Annotated in this window: 16 protein-coding genes and 1 pseudogene; 2 read left to right on the forward strand and 15 right to left on the reverse strand. The window is 69.3% G+C overall.

Features of this window, described 5'->3' with window-relative positions:
* Positions 1-24: 24 nt before the first annotated feature.
* Positions 25-519 (forward strand): MarR family winged helix-turn-helix transcriptional regulator, encoded by a 495-nt coding sequence (locus ACZ7PG_RS34455; RefSeq protein ID WP_470243324.1) that lies wholly within the window; start codon positions 25-27, stop codon positions 517-519.
* A gap of 11 nt (positions 520-530) precedes the next feature.
* On the opposite strand, the gene ACZ7PG_RS34460 is transcribed toward ACZ7PG_RS34455, so the two are convergent.
* The 6 genes from ACZ7PG_RS34460 to ACZ7PG_RS34485 form a co-directional block, all read right to left on the reverse strand.
* A complete protein-coding gene (locus tag ACZ7PG_RS34460; RefSeq protein WP_470243325.1) occupies positions 531-917 on the reverse strand; it encodes a DUF6292 family protein in 387 nt (128 codons plus the stop codon).
* A 34-nt stretch (positions 918-951) separates the two neighbouring features.
* A complete protein-coding gene (locus ACZ7PG_RS34465) occupies positions 952-2,703 on the reverse strand; it encodes a chloride channel protein (protein WP_470243326.1) in 1,752 nt (583 codons plus the stop codon).
* 25 nt (positions 2,704-2,728) lie between these two features.
* On the reverse strand, positions 2,729-3,178 hold the full coding sequence (locus ACZ7PG_RS34470; RefSeq protein WP_470243327.1) for an SPW repeat domain-containing protein: 450 nt from the start codon (positions 3,176-3,178) through the stop codon (positions 2,729-2,731).
* 274 nt (positions 3,179-3,452) lie between these two features.
* Positions 3,453-4,745, reverse strand: a complete 1,293-nt coding sequence (locus ACZ7PG_RS34475; RefSeq protein WP_470243328.1) for an ArsB/NhaD family transporter — start codon at positions 4,743-4,745, stop codon at positions 3,453-3,455.
* Between the two features lie 16 nt (positions 4,746-4,761).
* Positions 4,762-5,208, reverse strand: a complete 447-nt coding sequence (locus ACZ7PG_RS34480) for a CBS domain-containing protein (RefSeq protein ID WP_470243329.1) — start codon at positions 5,206-5,208, stop codon at positions 4,762-4,764.
* Between the two features lie 39 nt (positions 5,209-5,247).
* On the reverse strand, positions 5,248-6,453 hold the full coding sequence (locus tag ACZ7PG_RS34485) for a cation:proton antiporter (RefSeq protein WP_470243330.1): 1,206 nt from the start codon (positions 6,451-6,453) through the stop codon (positions 5,248-5,250).
* Positions 6,454-6,654: 201 nt separating this feature from the next.
* Here ACZ7PG_RS34485 and ACZ7PG_RS34490 point away from each other — a divergent pair, with 201 nt between their 5' ends.
* Positions 6,655-8,025: an APC family permease gene (locus ACZ7PG_RS34490; RefSeq protein WP_470243331.1), complete on the forward strand. Its 1,371-nt coding sequence runs from the start codon at positions 6,655-6,657 to the stop codon at positions 8,023-8,025.
* Between the two features lie 11 nt (positions 8,026-8,036).
* Here ACZ7PG_RS34490 and ACZ7PG_RS34495 read toward each other — a convergent pair whose 3' ends face one another.
* The 9 genes and pseudogenes from ACZ7PG_RS34495 to ACZ7PG_RS34535 form a co-directional block, all read right to left on the reverse strand.
* Positions 8,037-8,267, reverse strand: a complete 231-nt coding sequence (locus tag ACZ7PG_RS34495; RefSeq protein ID WP_470243332.1) for a hypothetical protein — start codon at positions 8,265-8,267, stop codon at positions 8,037-8,039.
* On the reverse strand, positions 8,264-8,440 hold the full coding sequence (locus ACZ7PG_RS34500; RefSeq protein WP_470243333.1) for a hypothetical protein: 177 nt from the start codon (positions 8,438-8,440) through the stop codon (positions 8,264-8,266). The genes ACZ7PG_RS34495 and ACZ7PG_RS34500 overlap by 4 nt, the downstream gene beginning before the upstream one ends.
* Positions 8,441-8,599: 159 nt before the next feature.
* Positions 8,600-9,808, reverse strand: a complete 1,209-nt coding sequence (locus ACZ7PG_RS34505; protein WP_470243334.1) for a universal stress protein — start codon at positions 9,806-9,808, stop codon at positions 8,600-8,602.
* Positions 9,805-9,954 carry a hypothetical protein gene (locus ACZ7PG_RS34510; protein ID WP_470243335.1) on the reverse strand — a complete coding sequence of 50 codons (150 nt, stop codon included), beginning with the start codon at positions 9,952-9,954 and terminating at the stop codon, positions 9,805-9,807. Before ACZ7PG_RS34510 ends, ACZ7PG_RS34505 begins: the two co-directional genes overlap by 4 nt.
* 2 nt (positions 9,955-9,956) lie before the next feature.
* On the reverse strand, positions 9,957-10,286 hold the full coding sequence (locus tag ACZ7PG_RS34515; RefSeq protein ID WP_470243336.1) for a hypothetical protein: 330 nt from the start codon (positions 10,284-10,286) through the stop codon (positions 9,957-9,959).
* A gap of 246 nt (positions 10,287-10,532) precedes the next feature.
* Positions 10,533-12,068: a hypothetical protein gene (locus ACZ7PG_RS34520; RefSeq protein WP_470243337.1), complete on the reverse strand. Its 1,536-nt coding sequence runs from the start codon at positions 12,066-12,068 to the stop codon at positions 10,533-10,535.
* A gap of 9 nt (positions 12,069-12,077) precedes the next feature.
* Positions 12,078-12,893 (reverse strand): annotated as a pseudogene (locus ACZ7PG_RS34525) (IS481 family transposase); the annotation flags it as partial.
* Positions 12,894-13,624: 731 nt separating this feature from the next.
* Positions 13,625-15,025 (reverse strand): hypothetical protein, encoded by a 1,401-nt coding sequence (locus ACZ7PG_RS34530; protein ID WP_470243338.1) that lies wholly within the window; start codon positions 15,023-15,025, stop codon positions 13,625-13,627.
* Positions 15,003-16,121: a caspase family protein gene (locus ACZ7PG_RS34535; RefSeq protein ID WP_470243339.1), complete on the reverse strand. Its 1,119-nt coding sequence runs from the start codon at positions 16,119-16,121 to the stop codon at positions 15,003-15,005. The genes ACZ7PG_RS34530 and ACZ7PG_RS34535 overlap by 23 nt, the downstream gene beginning before the upstream one ends.

A 16,121-nucleotide genomic window follows, 5' to 3' on the forward strand; every position in this document is an offset into this window, starting at 1 on the left:
CGCCTATCGGGCACACTGGTGGGCATGCCCCGCAGTTCCTCTGCCCTCGACGCGACGGACGTCGACGCTGTCACCGACGCCGTGCTGACCGCCTCCCGCCTGCTGGTCGCCGTGTCCGCGCGGTCGATTGCCGCCGCGGGCGACACGATCACCCTGCCGCAGTTCCGGCTCCTGGTGATCCTGCAGACCCGAGGCCCGCTGAAGCACGCCGACCTCGCCGAGTACCTGCAGGTCACACCCTCGACCGCGAGCCGGATGGTCGACCGGCTCGTCACTGTCGGCGTGGTCGACCGGCAGCACAGCACCGTCTCGCGCCGGGAGATCGTGCTGGCGCTGACCCGCGAGGGCACGAAGGTGGTCCGCCAGGTGACCGCGCGCCGGCGCAAGGAGATCGCGAAGATCGTCGCCGGGATGCCCGACGAGGCCCGCCACGGCCTGGTCGACAGCCTCACCGCCTTCGCCGAGGCCGGCGGCGAACCCCCGGCCTCGACCGTCGCTCCCGAAGCCGTCTGGACCTGACCGCGACCTGGCTACAGCCGCGGCGCGTCCCGCCCGACCGCGTAACCGGACAGGAGCTCGGTGAGCCCCGGTCCTTCCTCTGCCAAGGACGGCGCCGATCGACCACCCTTACGACGTCCGGCAAGCACCTCGCCCACGAATTCCCCGACCTCGGCCGGCGGCGGGACAACGCGTGTTCCCAGCCGGGCGATAACCGCCGGCGGGTCGTGGAGCGTGCTTTCCGTGCCGAGCTTCCACCCGCGCCGGGACGACCAGATGAGGATCAGGTCACGACCGGGACGGTCGACGCAGCGACCGGGTAGCGCGAGGTAGGCGGCCGGGTGGTGGCCGAGTTCCCAGGCCGCATCCGGCCAGGGCACCCCTACGGCCGCGGCCACCGCTCGCACGTAGCCTGCCAAGCCGACATCTCGTGTGTCGCGTCGGCGTCCAGCATCACTCGTTCCCCTGCCGCCCGGAAAGCGCGGAAAGCACCGCCTGGTGTGTGAGCCACCCGGTCAGCTGGTGCTCGCCGTCCAGTACCGGCAGGCCGGTGCCCGGCGCGTTCGTCAAGGCGGTCAGCGCGTCGGCAAGCGACGTCTCACAGGTGACCAGGGGCGGCAGCTCGGCCAGCTTCCCCACCTCGCCGTCGAAGTCGTCCCCTAGCGCCTCGGCGACGGCTTGTGCCGTCACACAGCCCTGGTAACGGCCATCTTCGTCGACCACGGGCAAGATCCCGTGCCCCGACACCGCGAGTGCGTGCGCGGCCCGCTCGAGCGGCGTGCCGGCAGGCAGAGGTTCGGGAAGTGGCTCGGCGACCGCCTCGACCATCGTCGCGGCGAGCCGGCGTTCTTGCGGGTGCCGGTCCAAGTCGACCCCGCGGCGACGCAGCTTCAGCGTGTAGATCGTGTCCCGCGACAACGCCCGGCTCGTCGCGGTCGCGATGACGATCGCCGTCAGCATCGGCAGGATGATCGTGTACTGCCCGGTCAGCTCGAACAGCACGATCACCGCCGTGATCGGTGCCCGTGCCGATCCCGCGAACGCCGCACCCATCCCGATCAGCCCGTAGACGCCGGGCGATGCGGTCAGCGAGGGCAACCATGCGTGGACCACGATGCCGAACGCCGTCCCGCCCATCGCCCCGATGAACAGCGACGGCGCGAACACCCCACCCGACCCGCCGATCCCGATCGTCAGGCTCGTCGCGACGATCTTGCCCACCAGCAGCAACAGCAAGAATCCGATCAGGTATTTGCCTTCGACGGCGTTCTGCAGCACGGGGTACCCGACGCCGTACATCTGCGGCAGCACCAGCAACAGCCCGCCGAGGAACACGCCCCCGACAGCCGGGCGCAGCCACTCCGGCCCCCGCCACACCCAGTCGCAGAAGTCCTCGATCCAGTACAGCACCCGGGTGAACAGCACTCCGCAGGCGCCCACGACGACCCCGAGCACGACGAAGAGCAGGTACTCCACCGGGTTGCGCAGGGTGAACGGCGGCAGGTCGAGGAAGGGCACGTTCCCGAGCGCCGCACGGCCCACCACGCTGGCTGTGACGCTGGCCAGGACCACCGCGCCGAAGGACTCCGCGGCGAAGTCCCGCAGGATCAGCTCCATCGCGAAGAACGGCCCGGCCAGCGGTGCGTTGAACGTCGCCGCGATCCCGCCCGCCGCGCCGCACGCGACGAGCACCCGCAGGCGGGACTCCGGCAGCTTCGTGATTCGTCCCAGCGTCGAACCCAGTGCGGAGCCGATCTGGACGATCGGGCCTTCGCGGCCGACCGATCCGCCGGAGCCGATGGTCAGCGCCGAGGCCAGCGCCTTCACCGCACTGACCTGCGCGGGGATCCGGCCGCCGCGCTCGGCGACCGCGTACATCACCTCGGGAACTCCGTGGCCGCGGGCCTCCGGCGCGAACTTGTACACGAGCGGCCCGTAGACCAGCCCGGCGACCACCGGCGCGAGCAGCAGGAACCACGGTCCCAGCTCGGGGAGCCAGGGATGGGCGGCGCGCCCGGCGTCGGAGTAGTCGGTTTGGCCGGAGAACAGGTGGGTGAAGGTTGTGATCAGCCAGCGGAAGACGATGGCGCCGAGCCCGGCGCCGGCGCCGATGAGGACGGCCAGCCCGACCAGTCCGCTCCGGCTTTCCCGCAGCCACCTCCCGATCGGCTGCCGGACCGGGACCGGAACGCGCCTGACCGACATGCTACTACCTGAAGACACTATTGCATTATGCAACACTTGGTTCAGTCACGCGGCGGCGTCCCCCCACCTTCGCTTTCGCGCGCTGCCGATAGGTCAGCACCGCACTGAGCCCGCTCAGGCCCAGCAGCAGAACACCCACGACGAGGTCGGTGACGATCACGCGGGCGAGGCCGTACCCCAGCGCGAAGGGCGCGACGATCAGCCACAGACCGAGTGCGGCGTTGACGACACTGAAGGCCGGGTAGTCCCGGGGCACGACCGTCCGGACCAGGGCAAGGACGGCAACCACGAGGGCCACCAGCACGTCGATGCCGTCGGCGAGCCCGCCCCGCACCTGACTGAAGTGCAGCACGTAGGGCGCGAACCCGAGCCACAAAGCGGCCACGAAGGCCAGTGAACTGGGCAGGCTGGGCGTCAGCGCGCCTTCGGTCCCCGGACCGATCCAGAAGTGCTGTTCGCCACCACGAGTGACCATGACCCCTCCGGCGTCCCTCGTCGCTTACCGTTGCACAAGACAACAGTTTACTCCTCCGACGAAGAATCGGCGCGGCGGCGGGGACACAACGCTGTGCCCCCGCCGCCGCGTCACGACGCCGCTTCCGCCCAGGCCGAAGCCGTTCGGCACCTGGGGTCCGCGCCCCCGAACCCATGACGCGTTCCTCGCTCACGACAGCCGCTCCGGCCTGCCGGCGCCGGACTCCACTGTCCCGCACGCGACGGCCGGCCGACCTGACGATTGCCTTGCGATCTCAGCCGAACACGAAGTAGCGCAGCCAGAGATAAGGCGCCACGATCAGCACCGTCAGCAACGTCATCTGAGCGCCTTTGCGGGTGAACTCCCAGAAAGAGATCGGGCTGCCGGAGCGGGCCGCGATGCCGAGCATGACGACGTTCGCGCTCGCGCCGATGGCCGTCATGTTGCCGCCGAAGTCCGCGCCCAGGGCCAGCGACCACCACAGCGCATCCGAATGCGCCGGATCCGGAATGTCCTGGGTGAGCGCGAGGACGAGCGGGCTCATGGTGGCCACGTAAGGGATGTTGTCGATCACCCCCGACAGCACGGTGGACACCACGAGGATCAGCATCACGGCGAGCAGGGCGTTGCCGCCGGTGGCGTCGGCGGCCAGCTTCGCCAGGTTCCCGATGACGCCGGTCTTCACCAGCGCACCGATCATGATGAACAACCCGGCGAAGAACAGCAGCGTCTCCCACTCGACCCCGGCCAGGAAGTCCTTCGGCTCGGCGCGCGAAATCAGGACCAGCACCCCGGCACCGAGCAGGGCCACCACCGACGGCTCGATGTGGAACACCGAGTGCCCCACGAACCCGACGAACACCGCCAGCAGCACGGCACCGCACTTGACCAGCAGCCGCCGGTCGCGGATCGCCTCCCGCTCGTTCAGCCGCATCACATCGGCCACCCGCGCCGGATCCACCGCGAACGACCCGCGGAACACCCAGCGCAGGGCGAACGCGAAGGCCACCAGCTCGATGACGACGATCGGGGCCATGTTCACCAGGAAGTCGTTGAACGACAAGCCCGCCCGACTGCCGATGATGATGTTCGGCGGATCCCCGATCAGCGTCGCCGCGCCGCCGATGTTCGACGCCAGCACCTCCGCGATGAGGAACGGCGTCGGCTTGATGTCGAGGCGGTCGCAGACCAGCAGCGTGACCGGCGCGATCAGCAGCACGGTCGTGACGTTGTCCAGGAACGCCGACGCGACCGCCGTGATCAGCACCAGCAGCAGCATTACGCGCAGCGGGGAGCCCTTGGCGCGCTTGGCCGCCCAGATCGCGATGTATTCGAACACGCCGGTGCGGCGCAGCACCCCGACGATGATCATCATGCCGAGCAGCAGGAAGACGACGTCCCAGTCGATGCCGGTGTCATGGGAGTAGAAGGCGTCCTCGGCGCCGGTCACCCCGAGCGCCAGCACCACCCCCGCGCCGGCCAGCGCGGCGACCATCTTGGGGATCTTCTCGGTGGCGATGAAGACGTACGCGACGACGAACACCACGACGGCGATGACGGAGTTCATCGCCCCGCCCCCGGCCTCAGGGGTGCGTGAGCGCCAGCTCCAGCAGCCGCGAGGCCGAGATGACCCCGAGCAGCCGCTTGTCCTCCATCACCGCGACCAGCGGGCAGCGCAGGCGGGCCATGATCGCCGCGACCTCCACGATCGTGTCGTCGCCCTGCACCCGCGGCAGCTCCGACGGCCTCTCCGGCAGCAGCGACCGGACCGTCCTGCCGCCCAGCTTGTCCGCGATCCGGTCGGCCATCGACTCGTCCAGCACCCCGGCCAGCGACGGGTCGTCCTGCACGTACTGCGGTACGAGGAACTGCACCACCTGCGACGCCGGCAGGATCGAACACGGGCAGCCGGACGCGTCCGTCACCACGATGCCCGGCAGCCGCTGCTCGGCCAGCAGCTTCGCCGCCGCGAGAGCGTCGGAGTCCACGTCCACGACCGGGTACTCCTCGGCCATCTCCACTGCGTGCATCCGCCCAGGGTACGGCGGGCGGACCGGGGTCGCGGCGCACTATCCGGTGCTCCTTTCGGTTTCTTGACGGCCGGTGGGCAGGTTGTCCGGCGGTTCGAAGCTCAGTGCCTTCGCCACCGGGACGTCGGTCGAGGAATGCAGCACGATCGACAACGCGATCGTGACGGTGACCAGGTCGAACACCAGCTCGGCGTCCGGGATGCCCGATTGCAGGGCCAGCAGCCCGTAGACCACCGAGGCGAACCCCTTGGGCCCGAACCACGCGGCCGCGGCCCGCTCGCGGCCGGACATCTTCGTCCGCAGCAGCGACAGCGCCATCGCGGCCGGCCGGACCAGGACGATCGCGAGCACGGCGAGCACCCAGCCGCCCACGCTCAGGTGTCCGAGCCGCTCGGGCGTGACCAGCGCGCCGAACACCAGCAGCGCCGCGAACTTCGTGATCTCCGAGAGCAGGTCCCCGAGCGGTTCGAAGTGCTCGGCGGCCATCTTGTCCATCGTGGCCAGTGTCGACCCGGCGGCGAAGGCGGCTAGGTACGGGTTGGCGTGGGTCAGGTGGCACGCGGCGTAGAGCATCACGGCGATCGCGAGCGGGCCCAGCGCCTGCAGTCGGGGCTCGGCGGTCAGGCCCTTCAGCCGCCACGCCAGCGTGACCAGCGCGGGGATCGCGACGCCCAGGACCAGCCCGAGCACCAGCTCGATCCCGACCTTCCCGAGATCGGAGTCGGCGTGCGCGGCGGTGGCCAGGAAGATCAGCACGAACGGCAGCGCGAGCCCGTCGTTGAGGCCCGATTCGACGTTGAGCAGCCGCCGCAGCCGCAGCGGGACGTCGTCGCGGCCGACGATCGCGGCCGCGAACACCGGGTCGGTCGGCGAGAGGATCGCGCCCAGCAGCAGGGCCGTCGGCCAGTCCAGGCAGACCAGGAAGTGCGCCGGGACCGCGATCCCGATCATCGTCAGGGGCATACCGAGCCCGAGCGCGCGGCCGGAGAGCCGCCAGCCCTCCCGCAACGCGCGGACGTTGGCACGTTGCCCGTCGGTGAACAGCACGGTGAAGAGGGCGATGTCGGCCAGCGAGGTGACCAGCGGGTCGTGCGGCGCGATCTTCACCAGGCCGAAGCCGCCTTGGCCGATGAGCGCACCGGCGAGCAGGAACAGCAGGGCCGTCGACAGCACTGTCCGCGCGGCAACCCCGGAGAGGGACACGCTGATGAGCAGGACGACGCCGAACGCCAGTACGAGCGCCATGGAAAATCCGTCCTCGAGCCGCGTCCTCCACCCGCTCCGGGCGAAGGGCCGACCAGACTTCCCGGCACTCCACGCGTAAAGATGCCGCAAAGGTCCGCGCGGGGCAAACCGGCGGCGCATACCCGGCCGCCAGGGTGGGCATGCCCACACCGTGCGGTTTACGCAAGGATCCGGCGCCCGGCTTGACCTGGAGGAACCCGCTTGACCCAGCTGAAGAGCCGTGGCGGGCCGGCGACGCACCGCCGCGGGGTGCTGCTTTTCGCGTTCGCCTTCGCCGTGATGGCCGACCCGGTGTCTTCGGTCGCCTACGCCATCGAAGCCGCGCTGCGGGCATTGCGCGGCGACCTCGCTCTCCTGTTGCCCACGATGGCGCTGGTCGTCGGGATCGTCGTGCTGGTCATCGTGAACTACCACCAGCTCGTGGCCCGTTATCCCCAGGGCGGCGGCGCCGCGGCCGCGACCGGCGAGGCGTTCGGCGAGGGGACCGCCTTCGTCCCGATCGGCGCGCTGATCGTCGACTTCGTGCTGACGATCGCGATCAGCTCGGCGGCGGGCGCCTCGGCCGTGATCGCGTTCTTCCCGGCGCTCGCGCCGTGGCGGATCCCGATCGCGGTGCTGCTGGTGATCGGCGTCGCGGGCGGCACCTGGTTCGGCCACCTGGGCCGCACGGTGTTCGCCCTGATGACGGCGGCGTTCATCGCGCTCACCGTCGCGGTCCTGGTGTCGGCGTTCTTCGTCCCCGCTCAGGCGACGGCCACACCGGCACCCGACCCCGGCCACTCCCCGTTCATCGCGGTGGCACTGGCCTTCCCGGTGGCGATGGCGCTCGCCACCGGCATCGAAGCACCGTCGTCGGCGATCGCCCAGCTCGGCCAGCTCGACGACCCGGGGCGCCGCCGCTTCGGCCGGGTGACCCTCTGGCTGACGCTCGGCGTGGTCGGCACGAGCACGCTGGGCCTGACCGCGCAGGCGGTCCGCCTCGGCATCGGAGTCCCACACGAGAACACCACCCAGATCGCCGAGCTCGCGCGGGCCGCGACGTCGACGCCGGTCTTCGCGGCGTTCCAGCTCACCACCGCGCTGCTGTTGCTCTCGGCGGCGAGTTCGTCGTTCCAGGCCGGTCCCGGCCTGTTCAAGGCGCTCGCCCGCCACCAGCACGCCGACGGCACGAGCACCGGCATCCTGCCGGCCTGGTTGGGCCGCACGAACAGCCATCACACGCCGTACTGGGGTGTCGTGGTCTTCATGGCCGCGGCCGCGCTGGTCACCGCAGCCGCGGGCGGCCGGGACCAGGAGCTGGTGCTCTTCTACGCCGCCTCGGTGTTCGTCAGCTTCTTCGCCGGCCTGGTCGCGATGGCCCGGTTCTCCTGGCGGGACCGCCGGTTCGGGTTCCTGGCGATCAACCTCACCGGCGCCCTCGCGGTGGCGTTCACCCTGGCGGTGAACCTCACGCGCGGCGACCCGGTCGTGTCGATCGCCGCAGCGCTGCTCCTCGCCGCCGCGCTGTACTGGCTGTGGGCACGGTCCGGGCGACCACGGGGCATCCGCAACGTCGCCGCCGAAGCCGAGTAAACGACTGAACTTCACCCGCGCAGAGCGGTGCCGACCTCCGCGCCGGACAGCCGTCGCGGACCCGCGTAATACTGCATCGCCCCGACCGGCAGCTCACTGTCCCAACCGGGGTTCAGGCCGGCGTGCCCGTCGAGCCAAACAGCCGCCCAGCCGAGCACGGCGACCAGCCGCCAGAACCGGTAGCGCGCCGGGACCAGGACGAGCGCCATCATCGCCAGAGCCACGGTGAACAGGACGGTCACCGGCGCGTCCCGTCGGACGCGGGCACGGCCGCCGCCCGGCGGTGGTGGGCTTCGGCCCGGCTAAGTGCCTCGCGTGAACGGTTCATCGCCGCGTTCCAGTCCGGCGAGGTACTGGGCCTGCCCTCGGCCGAACGCCGGGCTTGGACGACGTTCGCCAGTTCCTGGTAGGCCATCGCGTGCTCGGCCGCGACCTTCGCCAGCCCTCGCTCGAGGCCGGCGCGGAAAGCGCCCCCTCCTCGCCCGTCAAAGCGAGCCTGGCCGCGCGGGCCCGGTGCACCGCCGCTGCACGCCACATCAGCTCGGCGATCTCCCGCAGCCGCGACTCCTCCGGATCACCGTGCTCCACGTCGAAGCCCCTCACTCATCCGTTTCAGGTGGCGCAACTCGGAGCGGGTGTGCGCGCGATCGCGAGCAACGCCGCCGAACAGCCGGGCGAAGGCCAGCTCCATGAGCCGCGCGCGCAGCCCCGTTCGGAATTCCGCCCAGACGTAGGCGCGGACCACGGTGCTGTCGTACCCGTAGCGCTCGACGCTCCACGTGACGCTCTCGGCGACGTCCACCGGCAGCCCCAGCCAGCGGTAGCGCGCGAACGAACTGCGGTTGAGGACCGGAGCCGGCCGCAAGCAGGAGGATTCGGGTAGCTGAGGCTCGTCGAGCCACTCCCCTTCGATACTGCGCAGCCTGCCGGCACCGACGACGCTCACCGGGCAGGGTGCGTAGTGCAAAACAGTCCGGCTCACCGAACCGCACAACACTCGCTTGAGCGGATTCCGGCGGCTGTCGCCGACCACGAGCAGTGCGGCACGGGTCGCGCGGTCGAGCAACGCCCGCTCGGGAAAGTCCCGGACCAGCTCGTGTTCGAAGGGAACCTCGGGATAGGCGGACAGCCACTCCGCCAGCTCCGTCACCATCGCCTCCGACGGGCCGGGATGCTTGCGGGACCTGCCCGTCACAGCGTGGACGAGGCGCACCGGGACCGCGTGCCGTTGAGCGAAGTCCAGCGCGAAGGCCAGGGCGGCGGAGTTGTCGGCCGCCGGGTCGAGACCGACCACGACGGGAAGACGCGCGGTCCCTTCGGCCGGGTCGTCGCCTCGGACGACGACGACCGGCCGCCCGGACGACTTCGCCAGCCCAGCGGTGGTCGACCCGAAGACCGCCCGGCCCAGAGGGCCCGCCCCCGGCGGACCCACCACCACCATCGCCGCTTCGCTTCGGGCAGCGACGCGCGCCAAGGCCGGGCCCGGAACGTCTTCGAGCAGAACCGTCCGCACCTCGAGATCGGGATGCGAATGGCCGACCTCCCGCACGACCGCGCGTGTCTGCGCCTCGGCGTCCTCGCGCAGCCGCTCGGCTCCCCCGTTCAACGGTGCGAGCGCGACCTCGGGATAGCCCCCGCTCGGCCAGCTCCAGTCCAGAACACGAGCCAGGACGAGCGCGCCGCGTCGACGGTCGGCCTCCGCCGCGGCCCAGAAAACGGCGCGCAGAGACTCCTGAGTGCCATCGTATCCGGACACGATGACCACCGGCTCCGTTGTGGTCACCGCTCACTCCGATCGCGCAGCAACCGGGCCAGCACGACAACACCGGTGGCCCAGAGCGCCAGCACGACGACGCCGGCCGCGACGTCGCTCGCGGTGGTGGCCGGCGCCGGTGTCCCGTGGTTGTAGCCGAGCGCCAGCGGCGCCACGATCAGCCAGGACCCGGCGATCGGGAGTACTGGACGCCACCGATGCGCGCTCGCCGGTGCCACGAGCTGAGCTGCTCCGCACAGCAGCACGGTCGGCCCGGCCGCACCAGTTTTGGGAACAGGGTCCACGCCAGCAGCCGCGATGCGTCGACCGCTTTCGTATCTTGTGGACGCAGCACCGCCGCGGCGATGGTGCGCGTTGCGACGTCGAGAGCGATGGTCAGCTCAACTCGGCCGACGACCCCGTCACCCAGCACCGCCATGACGTCCAGCGGCGTAGTGTCGATCTGCACCAACCCTTCCGATCGGCTCACCACCTCCGCCGTCCACATCCCGAGGTAAGCTAGACAGCTACTTCTGGCGGCATCAGAGGTCGGAGAGGTGGCGCGGCGGCAGGCCGCGTTTGGGGTGTCGAAGACGAGCAGGAGGCAGTCAAAACCTGCCCGGTCTCCGACGCTCCCCGGACATCGCCCGGGGCGGGTGTCCGCCAGGTCACAGCCTCGTGGAGCCCACTAAGGCCATGGAACGGACCGGACCGACATGCTCGCGCTCTCGCGAACTCCGGTAAAGCAGACGTCTCAGCCCTTGCCGCCTTCATACAGTGAGCGTGCCACGACCTCCGGGTGGCTGAGGAGGTCGAGGAGATACAGGTAGCCGAGTAGGGGCAGATCCTGGGGAACGGTGCCGTCGTGGTGTGCGAGCAGCGTGTTCGTGATTGCGGTTCGACTGGTCTTGTTAGTACCGAAACCGTGGGTCGCGTTGCGCAGGATCTTGATGTACTCGGCCGCGGCGAGTTCTGGTTTGATCGACGATACGACTCTCCCGCCGTCGACAATATCGATCGCTTCGCGTCCCGATTGGCGCAGCAGGAAGAAACCGTCTTGAACCTGGCGGAGAGCCTCGACTGCTCGCCGTGCGCCGGGGAGGAGGATCTCCGCCGCTGCGGCGGGTATGCCCTTTTCCAGCCGGGCGAGCGTCTCCCTGGCGAACTGCAGGGTGCAGTGCTTTTCGAGCGTGCGGCTGGTCAGCCTGGGCAACGTGTCCAGGATGGAGTACAAGATGACGTTGCGCGCCGTCGTGTCACGGTGGGACGCCTGTAGCGAAGTAACCCGCTTGAACAACTGTTCGACCGTGGACAGGCCCTGGAGGTGCTTGACCGGTACGTATACCCCGTCCTGGTCGCTGAAAACGGCTGGATTGGTGAGCACGCCGAACAGCGAGTCGAGCCGGGCGGCCCACCAATCGAGTGCTTCCCGAGTGGCGTGCCTGGGCAGCTCGGGGAAGGGAGTCGATGTCATCGGAGACCGGGAAGGCAGAAGGTGCAACATCTCGGCGGCGTCGCCTCGAGACCCGCTGAGAGGGCGACCGACGCTGTACAGCATCATGCCGATCTCGTTGGGAGTGTGGAATCCCCAGATCGCCGGCGACAGCGCACCCAGCAATGGCCCGAAGTAGAGGTCCAGGAAGTACACGCCGTTGACCAGTTCGTCGGACGACGAAAACACCGTGCTGCCGTCCTGCAATGCCGTGTAAGCGGGAGTGATGTTGCCGGCGGCCAGCTCCGGGTCGTGTTCGACCCTTATCAGAACACCGGCCATCTTGACGCGGTGAACCAGCTCAGAACGTCGCCTCACCACGTGAACGCTGCTGTGGGGAAAGGCCGCAGCCTGTGTCCCTTCGAGAGGGAAGTCAAGCAGCTCGTCGTAGATATGCTCGGCGATCCGGGGCAGCTCTTCCTGGTTGGCCAAGGCCGTCAGGAGCTGGAAATAGTTTAACGCATCGATCACTTCGCCTTTCGCGGCTGCTCTTTCCGCTCTCCTGCGAAGTGCTTCGTCCTCGCGCGGGGTGACTGGGCCTCGGAGGCGTGGTCCGGCAAAGGTGTCGAGGTGGTCGAAACGCCGGCGAGGCACGCCGGGGCCGACGAGGTGGTGCACGTCGAGCAGGCCGGGCGTGGTCCGCCGTTCCTTCTCAAGAGGCCTGACCCGCCAGGTGCCGATCGCGGCGTCCATGGCCCGGGCGTGCAGTTTGGCCTTCTCGAAGAACGCTCCGGGGGCGTGGTCCCACAGCCACGGCGGCACCTTGATCACCGCAAAATCGGGTAAGTCGCTGCTCATCCCGGAAGCCTAGATGTGATGTCCAGGGAGGTTGGTCAGCCGGGTGATGGGCGGCTTGCCTCCGGTGGATGAGTGGGGTCGGTGGTGATTGTAGAAGTGCAGCCAGCCCGGTAGCGCCGCTCGGCGGTCGGTTTCGCTGGGGTAGAAACGGGCGTAGGCCCAGCCGTCGGCCAGGGTGCGGTGGAAGCGTTCGATTTTGCCGTTGGTCTGTGGTCGGTAGGGCCGGGTCCGTTTCGGGGTGATCCCCAGCTCGGCGCAGGTGTCACGCCAAGCCGACGAGCGATAACAGGCACCGTTGTCAGAGAGCACGCGTTCGACGGTGACGCCGTGGTCGGCGAACCAGGCTACCGCTCGGCGGAGGACTCCGATGGCGGTGTCGGCTTTCTCGTCGGCGCAGATGTCGGCGTAAGCGAGGCGGGAGTGGTCGTCGATCACGGTGTGCACGAATGCGGTGCCGGTGCGAGCGTGCCGGTCGGCGCTCCAGGTTCCGGTGCGTCGTGAGGTGGCTGATCTGTTCTTTTTACCTCGCTGTCTGCCTAGGTAGCGCCAGCCGCCGCCGTCGGGGATGTTGCCGAACTTGGTGACATCGACGTGCATCAGCGAACCGGGGTGGTCGTGTTCGTAGCGGCGCAGCGGTTCGCCGGTGACCCGGTCTATGCGGGTGAGGCGGTTGATCCGGCAGCGCACGAGGACCGCGTGCACGGTCGATGCGGGCAGGTCGAGCCGGCCGGCGATCTGGAGCGGGCCCAGTCGCTGCCGCCAGCGCAGCCGCACGATCGCCCGGACCAGGTGCTCGGGTGTGCGGGTCGAGTGCACCCGGCGGCGACGTCTGTTCGGCGGCTCGCGCACAGGCAGGCGGTGGCCGCGCCGACCTCCGAGCCGGAGTTCGATACGACCGGCCAGAATTCCCGCCAGCAGGTGAATAGGCGGCCAGGACGAGCCCGTCGCTCAGTGCCGTGCCGGGCGTGTGCTGCTCCCGTGCCGCCGCGACATGTGGATCATCCGGCGACCTCGCGCAGCCCGCAGCCGGCAAACGCCCCGACGACAGCCGGACCGCCGGGCGAGGAAGCTGCAAGGCCACCTCGTGTGCGCGAGCCGCGGCTCCGCGACCCCCGGCTGGTGGCGACCAGGACAGCACCGCGCGGTTGCGGCCCCGCCCGGACAGCTGGCGCGCCGGCTGCGGCTACATGCCGCGGATTACCGCCAGGCCGAGCGCGACCAGACCGCACCCGTCGATCAAGGCCGACAGCACCGCTGCGACCTCCGCCTTCGCATCGGGCGCGAGCGCGAGCTGGTCCATTGCGCGATGTGGTCGTCCGGAGTCCGCGTTCCCACGCGGATACCGTTGCCCCACAGGGTCATCCGGCAGGTGTTTGCGTACACGTTGACATGCCTCGAGGCCGTCGTGCGCACCTTGTCCCAAGGTGTACCGGGGAAAGCTCATGCATTCTCTGTCAACGCTGGGCAGCCCCGGTCACGTGTCTCGCTCTTCAGAAGCACCCGAGCTCCTTCACTACCGGAATCGCGCATTCCAGGCGTCATCCAGCGGCGCAAGGTCATGCGAAGTCAGGCGTCCCGCGTCGCTCATGGCCTTCGGCTTCCAGAAGGGCGAAACAGGCGTTGACCAATCCGGAGGTCATGCCGAGCCGGTCGGCCACCTGAGCCGCACCGAGGTGCTGCGCCGTTTGCCCCGGCGAGAGCCCCAGCCTCGGCGAGAGCGAGTCCAGGAGGTTCCGGACGCGCGCCTGGGCGATCGGCGGCGGCTTGAGCCATCCGCTCCTGCCGCCGAGTGTGTCGTACGGCAGGCCGGCAGACGGGTGAAGGCCCAGCGGGTTCCAGAGGAGCCATGGCGAACCGGCGAAGCGCTGTCCGCCGGCCGCTTCGGCCAGCGAGCCCCGCGGAATCACCTCGTCGTCTTCACGGTCCGCGGCTAGCAGCAGGTCGAACGACGCGGCGAGCATCGGCGGCCACACGGTGCCCGGCTGATCACCCGGCTGGGACACCCCCGTCGCCAAGGCCAGCGAGATCACATCAGGGTGGTCGGACAGGTGGTCCAAGAGCTCGAAGACCGCGTCGGCCACTACCCGCCGCTGCTCGGTGTCTGCGGATTCGAAGAAACGGCGGTTCCGGAGCATGTCGTGCAGGGTCAGGATCGTCCACATCGGATCGCGCTGGTCTTTCAGCGCCTGGTGCCACAAAGGTGGTGGATCGTGCCTCGGACCTCCTCGCAGGCGCGTCAAAGCACGCTCGACACCCACAGCTGGCTCATCGGCTGAATCCCAGTACCGGCCGAGTGCCACCATGTGCACCGACGATCGCGAGGGCACCAGCTCCGACGGCAACTGCGGCACGAAGATCACCGTTTGCCAGTCTGCCACCGCCCACATCGCTTGCTCCAGCTGCAGGCCATCGCGAGAGGGCCACAGGATGCGGTAGCCGCCCGGTGCCACCGGCACGCTCCAGGCGAGGATCCGCAAGTTCCCCGGATGGTTTTCGGGATCCAGCGCCGGCAGCGGCAGATGGATCGCGCGGCCTTCCGAATCGTGGAGAGAGAACGGCGGGTCCTCGAGAGAAACGGTCGTCCCCACACCTCGCACCAGGATGATCAGCCGGGAGCTCCCCGGCTCTCCGGACGCTTGGGTCAGTTCCGCGACAAGCTTGCCGTACGAAGCGTTCTCGCCGGTCGTGCCCGGCACCGGCGCAGGCGACTCCAACCGGACCGGCATGATGACCCGTTCCGTTTTCCCCTCGTGGACGAGCACGACCTTTGTCTCCTGCCGGGCTCCCGCAGTCGCGATCACCCGGTACACGCCCGGCCCGACGTCGACGACGACCGCGTCGTCGTCTTCACCGCCGGGCACCAGCTGCAGGAACGCATCGAAGATTTCGATCTTCGCGCCCGGGGACGTGACCGCCAACACGGTGCGAGCCGGCTCAGACGAAGACATTTCGATCACTTCCCGCCACGGTGAAAACACTGTCTTTCCCCAGGCCGGACGTGTCCAGCTTGGTGTTCGCCCGCTGGACGACCCAGTGACCGTCGAACAGCCGGACCGGCCAGGCACCGTCGGCCGGATCCCAGTACATCGTCGTCCCGTCCGGGGCCACCAGTTCCACCGGTGAAGTGAATCCGGGCCGGAAATGAATCACCACCTTCCGCCGCACCCGCCCCGGAACGCCGACCGGATCACCCGGCGCGCCCTTGACAACAGCGTGCACCGGACCGAACACCAACGGCCGGTCCGGATCGGCGATCGGCATGACGACGCTCTGCCGGAGATACTGCGCCTTGCCCGCCGACGCCGCCGCCAGCCGCTCGGCGACGTAGGACCGGAGCCCGACCGACGTCACCTGACCGGTTTGCTGGTCGGCCGCGTTGCCATTCAACCCGTCGACGAGTGCCCTGCTGAACAGCCCTCGCCGCTCGTCATCCGGCACGGTGCCGGCCGCGTCCTCGAACGACAGGGCGCCCGGGGTGGTGGCCCAGCCGTACAGGGAAAGGACGCTCCCGCCCAGGTAAGCCGGCTGGTCGAACGACGGCTTCCCGGCCTCGGCCAGCACTTCGTAGTTGCGGCAGCAGTCGGCGAAGATGCACACCTCGGCGAAAGCACCGTCTTTCTCGAACCACGACTGGTACGAGCTCATCTCCAGGTTGGTCCGCCAGCCGGGTTGCGCATTGGCGTCGAGCAGTGCCGACTGCCCGGACCCCGGCATGATCCCGTGCCCGGCGACGAATAGGTAGAGGCGCGACGTGTCCCGTGCCGTCGCCTGCTCGCCTTCGGGCATCGCTTGGAGGACGTCGCAGCACTGCTGGCGTACCTTCCACAGCGCGTCGTCGATCGCTTCTTTCCTGGGTCGGGCACTCCGCAACGACATGCTCGCCGAACCCGGGCTGACGATTTTCTTGATGTTGGCGGCCGGAAGGCCGCCTTTCGCCGGGTCGCCGAGCCAGCTGACGAACGCCTGGCAGTCGTTGATCGGGCCGTTCAGGGTCGAATAGCCTCCGGGATACCGGGATATCCCGACCACGACCGCGAAATGCAATCTGTTCAT

Source organism: Amycolatopsis sp. NPDC114504, assembly GCF_055633595.1.

Bases quoted from the DNA above. Each gene is read 5' to 3' on its own strand.
- ACZ7PG_RS34455 (WP_470243324.1), top strand. From the start codon at position 25: ATGCCCCGCAGTTCCTCTGCCCTCGACGCGACGGACGTCGACGCTGTC.
- ACZ7PG_RS34465 (WP_470243326.1), bottom strand. From the start codon at position 2,703: ATGTCGGTCAGGCGCGTTCCGGTCCCGGTCCGGCAGCCGATCGGGAGG.
- ACZ7PG_RS34470 (WP_470243327.1), bottom strand. From the start codon at position 3,178: ATGGTCACTCGTGGTGGCGAACAGCACTTCTGGATCGGTCCGGGGACC.
- ACZ7PG_RS34475 (WP_470243328.1), bottom strand. From the start codon at position 4,745: ATGAACTCCGTCATCGCCGTCGTGGTGTTCGTCGTCGCGTACGTCTTC.
- ACZ7PG_RS34480 (WP_470243329.1), bottom strand. From the start codon at position 5,208: ATGCACGCAGTGGAGATGGCCGAGGAGTACCCGGTCGTGGACGTGGAC.
- ACZ7PG_RS34485 (WP_470243330.1), bottom strand. From the start codon at position 6,453: ATGGCGCTCGTACTGGCGTTCGGCGTCGTCCTGCTCATCAGCGTGTCC.
- ACZ7PG_RS34500 (WP_470243333.1), bottom strand. From the start codon at position 8,440: ATGGCCTACCAGGAACTGGCGAACGTCGTCCAAGCCCGGCGTTCGGCC.
- ACZ7PG_RS34515 (WP_470243336.1), bottom strand. From the start codon at position 10,286: ATGTGGACGGCGGAGGTGGTGAGCCGATCGGAAGGGTTGGTGCAGATC.
- ACZ7PG_RS34520 (WP_470243337.1), bottom strand. From the start codon at position 12,068: ATGAGCAGCGACTTACCCGATTTTGCGGTGATCAAGGTGCCGCCGTGG.
- ACZ7PG_RS34535 (WP_470243339.1), bottom strand. From the start codon at position 16,121: ATGAACAGATTGCATTTCGCGGTCGTGGTCGGGATATCCCGGTATCCC.